Source organism: Ramlibacter sp., from assembly GCF_013697775.1.
Taxonomy (GTDB): domain Bacteria; phylum Pseudomonadota; class Gammaproteobacteria; order Burkholderiales; family Burkholderiaceae_C; genus Ramlibacter.
The window spans coordinates 21,996-36,014 of record NZ_JACCWG010000161.1; the positions used below are offsets into that span (position 1 = coordinate 21,996).

Below are 14,019 nucleotides of genomic sequence, written 5' to 3' on the forward strand. Positions count from 1 at the left end.
CCTGGATGATAAGTCCTTGTTCTACAAAAGACTCTTCGACAGGCGTTAGTTAGCCCAACGTCAGCGGGGCAGGTCGCTGAATCCCATCAGGAATTCGTCGACCGACCGCGCGGCCTGCCGGCCTTCGCGAATCGCCCACACCACCAGGCTCTGGCCGCGGCGCATGTCGCCGGCGGCGAACACATTGGGCACGCTGGTGGCGTAGCCGCCGGTGAAGTCGGTCGTGGCCTTGGCGTTGCCGCGCGCGTCCTTGTCGATGCCGAAGCCTTCCAGGATGGATTGCACCGGGCTCACGAACCCCATGGCCAGCAGCACCAGGTCGGCCTTGAGCACCTGCTCGCTGCCGGGCACTTCGACCATCTTGCCGTCCTTCCACTCCACGCGGACGGTCTTCAGCGCCGTGATCTTGCCTTTTTCACCGATGAACTCCTTGGTGGCGATGGCGAATTCGCGCTCGCAGCCTTCCTCGTGGCTGGAGCTGGTGCGCATCTTGTACGGCCAGTACGGCCAGGTGAGCGGCCGGTTCTCTTCTTCCGGCGGCTGCGGCATCAGCTCGAACTGCGTGACGCTCGCCGCGCCATGGCGGTTGCTGGTGCCCACGCAGTCCGAGCCGGTGTCCCCGCCGCCGATCACGATGACGTGCTTGCCGTCGGCGCGCAGCTGGCCCTTGACCTTGTCGCCGGCGTTCACTTTGTTTTGTTGCGGCAGGAACTCCATCGCGAAATGGATGCCGTCCAGCTCGCGGCCCGGTGCCGGCAAGTCGCGCGACTGCTCGGCGCCGCCGGCCAGCAGCACGGCGTCGAAGTCCTTTTGCAGCTGCTCGGGCGCGATGGTGTCCTTGGCCCAGTTGGTGACTTTGGAGTCCTTGGGCAGCTTGCCGATCATCACGCCGGTGCGGATGGTGACACCCTCGGCCTTCATCTGCTCGACGCGCCGATCGATATGGGACTTCTCCATCTTGAAGTCGGGAATGCCGTAGCGCAGCAGGCCGCCGACGCGGTCATTCTTCTCGAACAGGGTCACGTCGTGGCCGGCGCGCGCGAGTTGCTGCGCCGCTGCCATGCCGGCCGGGCCGGAGCCGACCACCGCCACCTTCTTGCCGGTCCTGATGCGCGCGACGCGCGGCTTCACCCAGCCGTGTTCCCAGGCACGGTCGATGATGGCGTGCTCGATCGACTTGATGCCGACCGCGTCGTCGTTCACGTTCAGCGTGCAGGCCGCCTCGCAGGGCGCGGGGCAGATGCGGCCGGTGAACTCCGGGAAGTTGTTGGTGGAGTCCAGCACCGCCCAGGCGTTGGCCCAGTCCTGCCGGTACACCAGGTCGTTGAAGTCCGGAATGATGTTGTTGACCGGGCAGCCGCTGTTGCAGAACGGCGTGCCGCAGTCCATGCAGCGCGCGCCCTGCACCTTGGCCTGCTCGTCGCTCAGGCCGATGACGAATTCCTTGTAGTGCTTCACGCGCTCGGGCGCGGGCTTGTAGCCCTCCTCGACGCGTTCGTACTCCATGAAGCCGGTGACTTTTCCCATGGTGCGTGTCCGTCCTCTTATTTCGCCGCGACCGGCTCGTCGTGCGGCATGGCCAGCTTGGTTTCGTTGCCGTCGCTCGCGAGTGCAACGTCGCGCAGGTGCATCTCGGCCAGCGCGCGCTTGTATTCGTTGGGGAACACCTTCACGAACTTGGTGCGGGCCACCGGCCAGTTGTCCAGCAGTTCGCGCGCACGGCGGCTGCCGGTCCAGCGGTTGTGCTCTTCCAGCAGTTTCTTGAGCAGCGTCTCGTCGGCCTGGTCGCGGTGCAGCTTGGTGCCGGCCGAGGCCGCCTTCTGCTCCGAGACGCTGGCCACGCGGTCGAGCGACACCATCGCCGTGTTGCAGCGGCCGGCGAACTGGCCGTCCTCGTCGTACACGTAGGCCACGCCGCCCGACATGCCGGCGGCGAAGTTGCGGCCGGTCCTGCCCAGCACGACAACGGTGCCGCCGGTCATGTATTCGCAGCCGTGGTCGCCGGTGCCCTCCACCACAGCGGTGGCGCCCGACAGGCGGACCGCGAAGCGCTCGCCCGCCACGCCGCTGAAGAACGCCTCGCCGGAGGTGGCGCCGTACAGCGCCGTGTTGCCGATGATGATGTTCTCGGTGGCGACGCCGCGGAAGTCGATGCTCGGGCGCACCACGATGCGGCCGCCCGACAGGCCCTTGCCGGTGTAGTCGTTGGCGTCGCCGATCAGGTACAGCGTGATGCCGCGCGCCAGGAACGCGCCGAACGACTGCCCGCCGGTGCCTTCCAGCTGGATGCGGATGGAGTCGTCGGGCAGGCCTTCGGGATGCACCTTGGTCAGCGCGCCCGACAGCATGGCGCCGACCGAACGGTTGACGTTGCGCGCCACCTCGATGAACTGCACCTTCTCGCCGCGCTCGATGGCTGGGCGCGACTTCTCGATCAGCACGCGGTCCAGGCTCTTGTCCAGCTTGTGGTCCTGCGCTTCGGTGTGGAAGCGCGACACCTCCACGGGCACCTTGGGCTGCGCGAACAGGCGGGAGAAGTCCAGGCCGCGCGCCTTCCAGTGCGACAAACCCTTGCGGGTGTCCAGCAGGTCGCTGCGGCCGATCAGCTCGTCGAAGCTGCGGATGCCCAGCTGCGCCATGATCTGGCGCACTTCCTCGGCCACGAAGAAGAAGAAATTCACCACGTGCTCGGGCTTGCCGGCGAACTTGGCGCGCAGCGCCGGGTCCTGCGTGGCCACGCCCACCGGGCAGGTGTTCAGGTGGCACTTGCGCATCATGATGCAGCCTTCCACCACCAGCGGCGCGGTGGCGAAGCCGAATTCGTCGGCGCCCAGCAGCGCGCCGATGACGACGTCACGGCCGGTCTTCATCTGGCCGTCGGCCTGCACGCGGATGCGCCCGCGCAGGCGGTTCAGCACCAGGGTCTGCTGGGTTTCGGCCAGGCCGATTTCCCAGGGGCTGCCGGCATGCTTGATCGACGACCAGGGCGAGGCGCCGGTGCCGCCGTCGTGGCCGGCGATCACCACGTGGTCGGCCTTGCACTTGGCCACGCCCGCGGCGATGGTGCCCACGCCCACTTCGGACACCAGCTTGACGCTGATGGAGGCATGCGGCGCCACGTTCTTCAGGTCGTGGATCAGCTGCGCCAGGTCTTCGATGGAATAGATGTCGTGGTGCGGCGGCGGCGAGATCAGGCCGACGCCGGGCACCGAGTAGCGCAGCATGCCGATGTACTTGGACACCTTGCCGCCGGGCAGCTGGCCGCCCTCGCCCGGCTTGGCGCCCTGAGCCATCTTGATCTGGATCTGGTCAGCCGAGGACAGGTATTCCGCCGTCACGCCGAAGCGGCCCGAGGCGACCTGCTTGATGCGCGAGCGCAGCGAATCGCCCGCCTGCAGCGGAATGTCGACCGCGACCGCCTCGCTGCCGATGATGTCAGCCATGGTCTGGCCGGCCTTGATCGGGATGCCCTTGAGTTCCTGCCGGTAGCGCGCCGGGTCCTCGCCGCCCTCGCCGGTGTTGCTCTTGCCACCGATGCGGTTCATGGCGATGGCCAGCGTGGAATGCGCCTCGGTGGAGATGGAGCCGAGCGACATGGCGCCGGTGGCAAAGCGCTTGACGATCTCCTTGGCCGATTCCACTTCGTCCACCGGAATGGCCTTGGACGGATCGATCCTGAACTCGAACAGGCCGCGCAAGGTCATGTGCCGGCGGCTCTGGTCGTTGATGATCTGCGCGTATTCCTTGTAGGTGCCGAAGTTGTTGGCACGCGCGCTGTGCTGCAGCTTGGCGATGGCGTCGGGCGTCCACATGTGCTCTTCGCCGCGGGTGCGCCAGGCGTATTCGCCGCCGGCGTCCAGCATGCCGGCCAGCACCGGGTCGTCGCCGAAAGCCGCCTTGTGCAGGCGGATCGCCTCCTGCGCGATCTCGAACACGCCGATGCCCTCGATGCGGCTGGAGGTGCCGGTGAAGTACTTCTCGATGGTGTCGCTGTTGATGCCGATGGCCTCGAACAGCTGCGCGCCGCAGTAGCTCATGTACGTGGACACGCCCATCTTGGACATGATCTTCGACAGGCCCTTGCCGATCGCCTTCACGTAGTTGTAGATGGCCTTGTCGGCCGACAAGTCGCCCGGCAGGTCCTTGTGGATGGACACCAGGGTTTCCATCGCCAGGTAGGGATGCACGGCCTCCGCGCCGTAGCCGGCCAGCACGCCGAAGTGGTGCACCTCGCGCGCCGAGCCGGTTTCCACCACCAGGCCGGCGGTCGTGCGCAGGCCCTCGCGGATCAGGTGCTGGTGCACCGACGACAGCGCCAGCAGCGCCGGAATCGCCACCTGCGCGTCGCCCACGCCGCGGTCGCTGATGATCAGGATGTTCTTGCCGCTGCGCAGTGCATCCACCGCCTCCGCGTTGAGCGACGCCAGCTTCGCTTCCACGCCTTCGTGGCCCCAGGCCAGCGGGTAGGTGATGTCCAGCGTGTAGCTGCGGAACTTGCCGTGCGTGTGCTTTTCGATTTCGCGCAGCTTCTGCATGTCGGCGAAGTCGAGCACCGGCTGGCTGACTTCCAGCCGCATCGGCGGGTTGACCTGGTTGATGTCCAGCAGGTTGGGCTTGGGTCCGATGAAGGACACCAGCGACATCACGATGGCTTCGCGGATCGGGTCGATCGGCGGGTTGGTCACCTGCGCGAACAGCTGCTTGAAGTAGTTGTACAGCGGCTTGTTCTTGTCCGACAGCACGGCCAGCGGGCTGTCGTTGCCCATGGAGCCGATGCCTTCCTCGCCGGCCTGCGCCATCGGCGACATCAGGAACTTGATGTCCTCCTGCGTGTAGCCGAAGGCCTGCTGGCGATCCAGCAGCGTGACCTCGCTGCCGGGTGCCTGGCCCGAGGTATCGGACAGGTCGTCGAGCTTGATGCGCAGGTTCTCGATCCACTGCTTGTAGGGCTTGGCGTTGGCCAGCGACGCTTTCAGTTCCTCGTCGTCGATCATGCGGCCCTGTTCCAGGTCGATCAGGAACATCTTGCCGGGCTGCAGGCGCCACTTGCGCACGATGCGGTTTTCCGGCACCGGCAGCACGCCGGTCTCCGACGCCATGATCACCAGGTTGTCGTCGGTGACGCAGTAGCGCGAGGGGCGCAGGCCGTTGCGGTCCAGCGTGGCGCCGATCTGGCGGCCGTCGGTGAACACAATGGACGCCGGACCGTCCCAGGGCTCCAGCATGGAGGCGTGGTACTCGTAGAAAGCCCTGCGCCGCTCGTCCATCAGCGTGTGCTGCTCCCACGGCTCGGGGATCATCATCATCACCGCCTGCGACAGCGGGTAGCCGGCCATGGTGAGCAGTTCCAGGCAGTTGTCGAAGGTGGCGGTGTCGGACTGGTCGGGGAAGCTGATGGGGTACAGCTTCTTCAGGTCGGCGGCCAGTACCGGCGAGGACATGACGCCTTCGCGCGCGCGCATCCAGTTGTAGTTGCCCTTGACCGTGTTGATCTCGCCGTTGTGCGCGACGTAGCGGTACGGGTGGGCCAGCGGCCACTCGGGAAAGGTGTTGGTGGAAAAGCGCTGGTGCACCAAGCCCAGCGAGGAGATGCAGCGTGCGTCGCGCAGGTCGTGGTAGTACTGGCCGACCTGCTCGGCCAGCAGCAGGCCCTTGTAGATGACGGTGCGGCTGGACATGCTGGGGACGTAGTACTCCTTGGAGTGCTTGAGCCGCAGCTTCTGGATGGCTGCGCTGGCCGTCTTGCGGATGACGTAGAGCTTGCGCTCCAGCGCGTCCTGCACGATCACGTCGTCGCCGCGGCCGATGAAGATCTGGCGGATCACCGGCTCCTTCTTGCGCACGGCCGGCGACATGGGCATGTCGCGGTCCACCGGCACGTCGCGCCAGCCCAGCAGCACCTGCCCTTCAGCCTTGACCGCGCGCTCCAGTTCCTGCTCGCAAGCCAGACGCGAGGCGTGCTCCTTGGGCAGGAAGATCATGCCGACACCGTACTCGCCAGGGGGCGGCAGCTCCACACCCTGCTTGGCGAGTTCTTCGCGGTAGAGCGCATCGGGCAGCTGCACCAGGATGCCCGCACCGTCGCCCATCAGCTTGTCCGCGCCCACCGCGCCGCGGTGGTCCAGGTTCTCCAGGATCTTGAGCGCCTGCCGGATGATCTCGTGGCTTTTCTCGCCCTTGATGTGCGCGACGAAGCCGACGCCGCAGGCATCGTGCTCATTGGCACCGGTGTAAAGGCCTTGTTCCTGAAGATGCGAAATCTCTGCGGCCGTCGTCATGGCGCACTCCTGAAAAGCTCGGGGAAACCCGAGGATAGTGCAGTGCAACACGAACGCCAAGCAAAATAATTGGGGTCAGATTCTAATTAATTTACCAACTCTTAACTGCCAAGTAAATTAGGGACGGATTAATCTGCGAGAGGACCAAGCAACGGTGGCCTCCCCGCCCTTCCCTTGCTGACCCGCCTTTCCGTCCTTCGCTGCAGGTCTTGCACATAGTCCTGCTCTCCTAGAGCCCAGCCCCGTATCGCCGAGTCAGTGAGCGCCTTCTGCTGCGCAGAAGACAAACCACTGCGGACGAGCTGCTGGTAAGCCACCTCGCGCGCAAATGGCGTGTTCCCCAGCTCCCAGTACAGCGGATGCGGTGTCACCAGCTTGTCGGGCCGCTTGCCGACGTAATGCGCGTGGCTGGACCACGGATAGTCGGCCGGGTCGGCGACCATCCCGGCACGCACCGGATTCAGATCGATGTAAACCATGCACGCCAAAAGATAGCGCTCGGCCTGGATCAGGGTGGACCTGTAGCGGCCCTCCCACAGCGTGCCGGTGCGCGCATGCCGCTGGTTGAAATAACGCACGTAGCTGCGTCCTACGGCCTGCATCAACTTCGGCACGCCGTCGTCGGATTGGGGCGTCGCCAGCAGATGGAAGTGATTGCTCATCAGCACATAGGCATGCAGCGCGACCTGATGCTTCCTGGCGTGTTCGTCCAGCAGGCCGAGCACCACCTCGTAGTCTGCATTCGACGCGAAGATCGCCTGCCGGTTGTTTCCCCGCTGGATGATGTGGTGCGGGTAACCGGGAACAGTGAGGCGTGGGAGACGGGCCATATCGACCCATCATAAATTGGAGTCTGACCCCAATTATTGGAGGGCTGGAAAGCGTTGCCGCTCCAGGTCCTGCAGGCCGAACTCCGCGAGCACGGCGCGCAGGCGTTCGGCGGCACTGGATTTGCGCTGGCCGGTGTGTCTGGCCAGGATCAGCTCGTTCTTCATGCTGTGCTCCCAGCCCACCAGTTCGGTCACGGTCACCTGGTAACCCATGGCTTCCAGGTACAGGCAGCGCAGCACATTGGTGAGCTGGCTGCCCAGCTCGCGGGTGTGCAGCGGATGCCGCCACAGCTCGGCCAGCGGGGTGCGCGACAGCGACAAGGCTTTGTTCTGCCGCAGGCAGGCGGCGACTTCAGCCTGGCAGCACGGAACCAGCACCATGCAGCGCGCGTTCTTGCGCAGGCCGAACGCGATGGCGTCGTCCGTGGCCGTGTCGCAGGCATGCAGCGCCGTGACGACGTCGAAGCGCTCGGGCAGGCCCGGCACATCGGCCGCATCGGCCGCACTGATGTTGAGGAACGACATGCGCGCGAACCCGAGCCGGGCCGCCAGTTCGCGCGAGCGCTGCACCAGGTCGTCGCGCGTCTCGATGCCCCAGATGTGCCCCGCGTCGCGCTGCTTGAAGAACAGGTCGTACAGGATGAACCCAAGGTACGACTTGCCGGCGCCATGGTCCGCCACCGTCGGGCCTTCTCCTTCGGGCGACGGCGGCAGCTCCAGCAACAGCTTTTCGATGAATTGGTACAGGTGGTAGACCTGCTTGAGCTTGCGGCGCGAGTCCTGGTTCATCCGCCCTTCGCGGGTGAGGACGTGCAGCTCCTTCAGCAGCTCGACCGACTGGCCGGGTCGCAACTCCTGCAGTTCCGCCGCCACGGGCTTCTCCTTCTGCTTTTCCTTGTGCTTCGCCGTCATCGCGCCGGCCCCACGTCCAAAGCCGCCCAGCCCTCGGCGCCCAGGCGCTCAAGGGTCGCGACGTTGGCCTCGTAGATGTCCGCCGGATCCGGGAACGCGCTGACCGCACGGTCGATGCTGTCTTCGCGCAGCAGGTGCAGGATGGGATACGGCGCGCGGTTGGTCCGATTGCCCGGATCGTCGTCCTCATTGCCCGCGAACACATAGCGCGGATGGAATTCGGCCAGCTGGAGAACACCTTCCAGCCGGCGCTTGCGCAGCAGGCGCTGCGCCGGCTGTACGAGCGCGGTGAAGTCCAGGAAATCGTCGAACCCATGCGGCACGATCAGCAAGGTGGTGTCCCGCTGCTGCGGCACGCAGGCCAGCAGCGCGTCCAGCTCCCGCCCCAGGTCCTCGAGCACACCCGGCACGTCGCGTGCGTAGCTAACGGCGAAGTGCACCTGCTGCTTCACGACCACCGCCTTGGCGAAGGGGCACAGGTTGAGGCCGATCACGGCGCGCTCCAGCCACCGGCGGGTGGCCTCCACAACAGCTTGCATGGACGTGGGACTCACGCGAACCGGCTGGGTTCCGACACGATGCGCTTGGCCAGCTCGTCCAGCAGCGACTGGTTGACCCGCTCGGCCGGCCAGCGCGCGTTGACGATCTCGAAGCCCGCGGTGTTGAGCAGGCGGAACGCGAGCTGGCCGTCATCGTGCTCGGCGGTCACGTGCACGCTGGCGCGCGTCTGCGTCATGTACTCGAAGCGGATCGCGCGCAGCACGTTCTTGGCCGGGTCGCGCACCTCCTGCCGGTCGTGCTTCACCGGGCCCATGGCCAGGCGCGACTCCACGCGCTGCAGGTCGGGCGGAAAGTTGACGCTGACCACGCCGGCCACCGGTTCGCCGATCTGCGGAACCACCTGCCCGCCCATGGCGATGTAGGCGCACGACTCGCGGCCGCGCACGCTCTTGCGGCGCGCGTCCACCCGGAAATCCACCAGCTTCATCGCCGGCCACGGCGTCTTGCCGTCCAGGCTGAACGGCGGCGCGGACGGCTGCAGCACGTTGAGCTGGCGCGCCAGATCCTTCAGATACGACAACACCGCATCGCAGGCGGCCTCGGTTTTTGCGGCACGCTCCTCCAGTTGCGAGTCCTGCTGCTCGCGCTGGCCCTGCGCCGCCTTGGCCTGCGACTTCAGTTGGTTGAGAAAGCTCATGAAAATGTATCCACCCGTACTTGCGGCCGATGATAGGGGATGGACGGGAGAGAGACAGGCCAACCAGCCTACAGGGGCAGCTTGCGCCCGGTCAGGCGCTCGTGCTCGCGCAGCGCGAAACGATCAGTCATGCCGGCGATGTAGTCGGCCACGGCGCGCGGCGCATCGGCGCGGGCGGCAAAGCCTGCCTGCATCTCGCCCGGCACTTCCCGGTACGCGGCGAACAGCTCGCGCACCACCTGCTTGGCCTGGTCGGTCTTGGCCATGACCTGCGGGTGGCGATACAGGTTGGCCAGCAGGAAGCGCTTCAGTTCGGCCGAGCGCGCGCGCATGGCGTCGCTGAACAGCACCAGCGGCGGCGCTGCGCGCGCCTGGTCCGCGTCCGCCGGCGCCGCGCGCGCGATCGCCACCCGCGTCGCGGCGATGACGTCGTACACCTGGGCGCTCAGCATGCGGCGGATCGCCTCGTACAGCAGGCGGCGGCCTTGCAGCTGCGGATGCTCACCCAGCGTCTCGCGGCAGTAGTGGTCGAACAGTTCGACCCCGCGCACCTGCTCCAGCGTGATGAGACCGGAACGCACGCCGTCGTCGATGTCGTGCGCGTTGTAGGCGATCTCGTCGGCCAGGTTGCACAGCTGCGCCTCCAGCCCCGGCTGCGTGCGGTCCAGGAAGCGCCGCGCCACGCCGTTGGGCTCCCTGGCTTCCAGCAGTTGCGCATTGGCGCGCGAGCAGTGCTTGAGCACACCCTCGCGCGTCTCGAAGGTGAGGTTCAGGCCGTCGAATCGCGGGTAGCGCTCCTCCAGCGCATCGACCACGCGCAGGCTTTGCAGGTTGTGCTCGAAGCCGCCGTGGCCGGCCATGCAATCGTTGAGCGCATCCTGCCCCGCATGGCCGAACGGCGTGTGCCCCAGGTCGTGCGCCAGCGCGATCGCTTCCACCAGGTCTTCGTTCAGCGCCAGCGGCCGCGCCATGGAGCGCGCCAGCTGCGCCACCTCGATGGAATGCGTCAGCCGCGTGCGGAACAGGTCGCCCTCGTGGTTCAGGAACACCTGGGTCTTGTAGACCAGGCGCCGGAACGCGGTGGAATGCACGATCCGGTCGCGGTCGCGCTGGTGCTCGGTGCGCGTGGGCGCCGGCGCCTCCGGAAAGCGCCTGCCGCGCGAACGCGCGGGATCGCTGGCGTACGGTGCGAGCGCCATGCCAGGCTTCAGCGGCAGCAGGCTGCGAGCACGTCGCGCACCAGCGCGTCGGGCGCGCCGCGCACCGCCGCCTCGCCCGGGCGCGCGATGACCACGAAGCGAATCTCGCCGCCTTCGGCCTTCTTGTCCACGCGCATCAGCTCCAGGTAGCGGTCCGCGCCCAGCGCGGGTCCGGTGACCGGCAGCCCGGCACGCTCGATGAGGGTGGTCACCCGCCGCACATAAGCCGCATCCACCAGGCCCAGCCGCTGCGACAGCTGCAGCGCCATCACCATGCCGCAGCCCACAGCTTCGCCGTGCAGCCACTGCCCGTAGCCCATGCCGGCCTCGATCGCGTGGCCGAAGGTGTGGCCGAAATTCAGGATGGCGCGCAGGCCGCCTTCGCGCTCGTCCTGGCCGACCACCCAGGCCTTGATCTCGCAGCTGCGGCGCACGGCATGGGCGAGTGCCGCGGGGTCGCGCGCCAGCAGCGCGTCGATATTGGTTTCGATCCAGTCCAGGAACGCGGCGTCGGCGATCGGGCCGTACTTGATCACTTCCGCCAATCCCGCGCTCAGTTCGCGCAGCGGCAGCGTGTTCAGCACGTCGAGATCGCACACCACGCGCTGCGGCTGGTAGAACGCGCCGACCATGTTCTTGCCCAGCGGATGGTTGATCGCCGTCTTGCCGCCAACCGACGAGTCGACCTGCGCCAGCAAGGTGGTGGGGACCTGCACGAACGGCACGCCACGCATGTAGCAGGCGGCGGCAAAGCCGGCCATGTCCCCCACCACGCCGCCACCAAGGGCGAACAGCACGGTCTTGCGGTCGCAGCCGTTGGCCAGTAGCGCGTCGAAAATGAGGTTGAGCGTGCTCCAGTCCTTGCGGTCTTCGCCGTCCGGCAGCGTGACCGTGTGCACGGTCTTGTAGCGGTTCGCAAGCGCGGCGCGCAGCCGCGCCTCGTACAGCGGCGCGACCACGGTGTTGGTGACGATCAGTGCCGCGGCGGCGGCAGGCAGGCCGTCCCAGCTGCGCGGGTCGTCGAGCAGGCCGGCGCCGATGTCGATGGCATAGCTGCGCTCCCCCAGGTCGATGGGGACGCGCTGCAAGGCGACGGGATTGGAAGGACTGTCGGAAAGCGGGGGCATGCCCGCAGTTTACGGGCGCGGCGGCAAGGCGCCGGCCAGCTCCAGCTGCATCAGGACCATGTTTGCCAGGGTGGCTGCCGACGACCGCCCCGCTTCCACGACGAAATGCGCCGTCCCGCGGTAGAGCGGGTCGCGTTGCTCGTACATCTCGCGCAGGCGCGCCAGCGGGTCGGCAACCTGCAGCAGCGGACGCTGCGTGTCGCGCTTGAGCCGGCGAAACAGCTCGTCCGGTAAAACATGCAGGTAGACGACGGAACCGCCGGCGTGCAGCCGCTGCCGGTTGGCAGGCCGCAACACGGCCCCGCCGCCTGTGGCAAGCACGCCTCCTCCTTGCGCAACCAGATCGCTGATCACTTCTTCCTCGACGTCGCGGAAGGCGGCCTCGCCTTCGCGTTCGAAAAAAGAACGGATCGAGCAGCCGATGCGCTGCTCGATCAGGTGATCGGAGTCCAGAAACGACAACGCCAGCCGGCGAGCCAGCTGGCGTCCGGCAGTGGATTTACCACTGCCGGGGAGGCCGATGAGGGAAAAGCCGGCCAGGCGGATCCCTAGAGGCTAGCGGTCAAGCGTCAAGGGCACGTGCCACCGTTGTCGACGATGGTCAAAGCGCTGGTCGCCGATGCACCCAGACTGTCGATCACGGTAATCGTCACCGCTGTATCGGCACTCACGCACTGGTTGCTGAGGGTCACCGTGACCTGGCTGCCAGCGATAGACACCGGAGCGCGAGCCAGATCGCCGGTCAGCACCTTGTACGGGCCGGTGCCTCCAAAGATGTTCAGCACGACGTTTCCGCTGTATGTCTCGCTGACCGAGAACGCAGCAGGAAGCAGCTGCAAAACCGGTCCCGGCTGGTTCACCGTCACACTGATCTGCTTCGATGCGCCGGCACTGTCGAACACTGTCACGACGGCAGAACCGCTGGTCATGCCCGTCAGGCGCAGAACCGATCCGGACATGATCGCGCCGGTGACTACGCTCGGATTGCTGCTCGAGACGGAGTAAGGTGCCGTGCCTCCACTGACATCGTAGTTCGACGTCGTATTCAAGGCAACAGTGACGCCTCCTGACGGAGCTGTCGTCGTCAGCGGCACCACGGTACCCGCGGGCGTCACGGTCACGCCCACAGTGAGAACACTCGCGCCGGCGCTGTCCTGGATCTGGATTTGCGCCGTTCCGGCAGCAACGCCGGTGATCGTCATCGGGCCATTGCTGGTGGCGGGCGACACGGTAGCGACACTGACGTTGTTGCTCGTGAGGAAGTAGGACCCCGTGCCGCCGCTGACGGTGAAGTTCTGCGAGGTGCCTGCAGCCATTGTGATGGTTGCAGGAGCCGTCGTGAACAGGCTCGTCGACGTGGAGTTGTTCGCTGCCGGCACCGTCACGCCGATCGTGGCGGTCGAGCCCAGGCTGTCGCGCACGATGATGTTCGCTGTGCCGGCGCCGACACCATTGATCGTGAGCACCGTGCCGCTCAGCGAAGCCGTTGCCACCGCCGCGTTGCTGGTCACAACCGTGTAGGGGGCCAGACCGCCGCCGACGTCGTATGTCGGGTGCGAGCCGATGCCGATCGTCACCGCGGCGGGCGCCGTCGTGAACACGCTGCCCGGCGAGGGAACGGTGACAGTCACGACCACGGTCGCGTTCACGCTGTCGCGGATGGTGATGGTGGCGCTGCCCACCGCAGCAGTATGGACCGTCAGCGTGTTGCCGCTCAGGGTGGCCGTTGCCACACCGTTGTTGCTGGAGCTCACCTGGTAGGCTGCCCCGCCGGTGAACGGAACGCCGCCACCCACCGAGAAGGTGGCCGTGGTGTTGATGGACTGCGTTAGGGTCGCGGGCGCCGTGGTGAAGAGCGCGATGTTGCCGACCGTGGTCACCGTCACACCGATCGACACTGTGGTTCCGATCCCGTCGGTCACCAGCACGCTGGTGGTGCCCGGCGTCACGCCGGTGACCCGCAGGCTGCCGCCGATGATGGAAGCCGATGCAATGTTGGTGTTGGCACTGCGCGCGCTGTATCCAGGTGCGCCACCCGATACGCTGAACGTCTGCGACGCACCCATTTCCAATGTGATATTGCTTGGCGCCGAGGTTCCCAGCGGGCGGGCCTGGGCACTCGTCAACGGAATCGTGATGGTGGCGCCGAAGACGTCGCGCACCGTGATCGTGGCAGTACCGATGCCGACCGTGCCGATGTACAGAGTGCCGCCCTCCACGCCGGCGACGGCGACCAGTTCGTTGTTGCTGATCGCGCTATAGGGGGCCTTGCCGCCGGTGATCGAAAAGGAACGCGCCGTGCCGATCAGGATCGTCAAAGGGGTCGGAGCGTTGGTTGCGAGCGCTTGCGGGCCGACGATGACGCCGGGTGAACCACCGCCTCCGCCGCACGCGGCGAGCATGGTCGCAAGTAGTAATGTCACCAGATAGGAGAAGAAACGCATGGTGGAACTCATGGATGGGTGGTGGTGATTG

General features: G+C 66.5%; 10 protein-coding genes. All 10 read right to left on the reverse strand.

All coding sequences use genetic code 11. From position 1 onward, the window contains the following. Positions 1-60 precede the first annotated feature (60 nt). A complete protein-coding gene (locus tag H0U68_RS08040) occupies positions 61-1,527 on the reverse strand; it encodes a glutamate synthase subunit beta (protein ID WP_296354394.1) in 1,467 nt (488 codons plus the stop codon). Positions 1,528-1,544: 17 nt separating this feature from the next. Then, complete coding sequence (locus H0U68_RS08045) at positions 1,545-6,278, reverse strand: glutamate synthase-related protein (RefSeq protein ID WP_296354396.1); 4,734 nt, start codon at positions 6,276-6,278, stop codon at positions 1,545-1,547. A 128-nt stretch (positions 6,279-6,406) separates the two neighbouring features. Next, the gene (locus H0U68_RS08050) at positions 6,407-7,108 is read right to left on the reverse strand and encodes a transposase (RefSeq protein ID WP_296354398.1); all 702 of its coding nucleotides are present in this window, start codon (positions 7,106-7,108) and stop codon (positions 6,407-6,409) included. Between the two features lie 33 nt (positions 7,109-7,141). After that, positions 7,142-8,020: an SAM-dependent methyltransferase gene (locus H0U68_RS08055; RefSeq protein WP_296354400.1), complete on the reverse strand. Its 879-nt coding sequence runs from the start codon at positions 8,018-8,020 to the stop codon at positions 7,142-7,144. Further along, positions 8,017-8,559 carry a DUF1415 domain-containing protein gene (locus H0U68_RS08060; protein ID WP_296354401.1) on the reverse strand — a complete coding sequence of 181 codons (543 nt, stop codon included), beginning with the start codon at positions 8,557-8,559 and terminating at the stop codon, positions 8,017-8,019. Before H0U68_RS08060 ends, H0U68_RS08055 begins: the two co-directional genes overlap by 4 nt. An 11-nt stretch (positions 8,560-8,570) precedes the next feature. Next, positions 8,571-9,218, reverse strand: coding sequence for a hypothetical protein (locus H0U68_RS08065; protein ID WP_296354403.1), 648 nt, complete (start codon positions 9,216-9,218; stop codon positions 8,571-8,573). Between the two features lie 68 nt (positions 9,219-9,286). Next, positions 9,287-10,417, reverse strand: coding sequence for a deoxyguanosinetriphosphate triphosphohydrolase (locus H0U68_RS08070; RefSeq protein WP_296354404.1), 1,131 nt, complete (start codon positions 10,415-10,417; stop codon positions 9,287-9,289). 8 nt (positions 10,418-10,425) lie between these two features. Beyond that, on the reverse strand, positions 10,426-11,544 hold the full coding sequence (gene aroB / locus H0U68_RS08075; protein WP_296354406.1) for a 3-dehydroquinate synthase: 1,119 nt from the start codon (positions 11,542-11,544) through the stop codon (positions 10,426-10,428). A 9-nt stretch (positions 11,545-11,553) separates the two neighbouring features. Next, positions 11,554-12,066 (reverse strand): shikimate kinase, encoded by a 513-nt coding sequence (locus H0U68_RS08080; protein WP_296354465.1) that lies wholly within the window; start codon positions 12,064-12,066, stop codon positions 11,554-11,556. 47 nt (positions 12,067-12,113) lie between these two features. Next, on the reverse strand, positions 12,114-14,000 hold the full coding sequence (locus tag H0U68_RS08085; protein WP_296354408.1) for a hypothetical protein: 1,887 nt from the start codon (positions 13,998-14,000) through the stop codon (positions 12,114-12,116). Positions 14,001-14,019 lie beyond the last annotated feature (19 nt).

Coding starts and splice junctions, on each gene's coding strand:
- H0U68_RS08040 (WP_296354394.1), bottom strand. CDS start 1,527: ATGGGAAAAGTCACCGGCTTCATGGAGTACGAACGCGTCGAGGAGGGC.
- H0U68_RS08045 (WP_296354396.1), bottom strand. CDS start 6,278: ATGACGACGGCCGCAGAGATTTCGCATCTTCAGGAACAAGGCCTTTAC.
- H0U68_RS08050 (WP_296354398.1), bottom strand. CDS start 7,108: ATGGCCCGTCTCCCACGCCTCACTGTTCCCGGTTACCCGCACCACATC.
- H0U68_RS08055 (WP_296354400.1), bottom strand. CDS start 8,020: ATGACGGCGAAGCACAAGGAAAAGCAGAAGGAGAAGCCCGTGGCGGCG.
- H0U68_RS08060 (WP_296354401.1), bottom strand. CDS start 8,559: ATGCAAGCTGTTGTGGAGGCCACCCGCCGGTGGCTGGAGCGCGCCGTG.
- H0U68_RS08065 (WP_296354403.1), bottom strand. CDS start 9,218: ATGAGCTTTCTCAACCAACTGAAGTCGCAGGCCAAGGCGGCGCAGGGC.
- H0U68_RS08070 (WP_296354404.1), bottom strand. CDS start 10,417: ATGGCGCTCGCACCGTACGCCAGCGATCCCGCGCGTTCGCGCGGCAGG.
- aroB (WP_296354406.1), bottom strand. CDS start 11,544: ATGCCCCCGCTTTCCGACAGTCCTTCCAATCCCGTCGCCTTGCAGCGC.
- H0U68_RS08085 (WP_296354408.1), bottom strand. CDS start 14,000: ATGAGTTCCACCATGCGTTTCTTCTCCTATCTGGTGACATTACTACTT.